This is a genomic window from Synechococcus sp. H55.10 (genome assembly GCF_047502715.1).
GTDB lineage: Bacteria > Cyanobacteriota > Cyanobacteriia > Thermostichales > Thermostichaceae > Thermostichus.
Genome location: NZ_JANSJJ010000095.1, coordinates 1 through 903, shown reverse-complemented (window position 1 = coordinate 903; position 903 = coordinate 1). Strand labels below are relative to the sequence as shown.

At 49.2% G+C, this 903-nt stretch carries 1 protein-coding gene; it reads left to right on the top strand.

Features of this window, described 5'->3' with window-relative positions:
• Positions 1-776 precede the first annotated feature (776 nt).
• Positions 777-903, top strand: a 127-nt coding sequence (locus tag NW858_RS07175; protein WP_414520192.1) for a DUF3155 domain-containing protein, incomplete at its 3' end; no start/stop codon positions are given.

Genomic DNA, 903 nt, shown 5'->3' with positions numbered 1-903 from the left:
GGAGCGAGGTTGCCTTCTGTGCCCAAAGCGGCAGGGATCCTAGAGTCAATCCCAGACTCACCAGCAACGCGAATTTCCTCATGCCCAAAACTCCCTAGACCTAGACTGAGACCGACCAAAACCCCCATGGCTCAGGTCATGCCTGAAGCCAGAGTAGCAAGAGGTCTGTCTGCCGTCTAAGGGTTTAACGCAGTATGGGAAACCTATCCTGGACATATTGCTGGACATATTGTAGAAACAGAAGATTGGTTGTACAGTCGTAGTACTCTCTCCAAAGGCTGCTCGCCACGCGAGTATTCCCTTTGGTGGAGCTGCTCTAGGTTTGCGCAGTTGCCATTAACCAACCCTAATCCACACTAAGGGGGGTTGTCCGCATATGAGTTTAAGTATATGTCCCGTTGAGCATCCCTTTGGGCGATGCTAGCTTGGAAGCAAGATCCGAAGGGAGTCTCCTGCGCTGGCAGTTGACTTTCTTCGCAGGCCTCAGAGCTCATCGATAGCCTATTGCCTCTCCTGTCCTAACCTGCTCTTGGCTCGCTCCCTTGCTGAGCGAGGATGTTTATTTTTCAACTGAGTAGGCGGTTTCTCGTCAGAGTTCTTGGAGGGGCGACAGAGGTGAGTTGCCTCTCTTTTCTGTTCGTGGAGGAGGACGTCTGTTGTCTTTTGTTATCTCTGTAAAGGATGATAACAAAGGCCGGTAGAAGTTATTGATTTTCTTAAGTAGTACTGATATATTCTTTGCGGTTGTCTTGTAATCCTTCTACAGGAGGCTGACATTGGTCAGGAGAAGAAAGCGTAAGAGCCGCCGTCGTTTGGAGGGGCGCAAAATTTTAGATCATATTCCTCAATTTAAATTAGATAGCGGCGAAGAAAAGTCTGTAACCGCCGCTCGGAGGTATATAC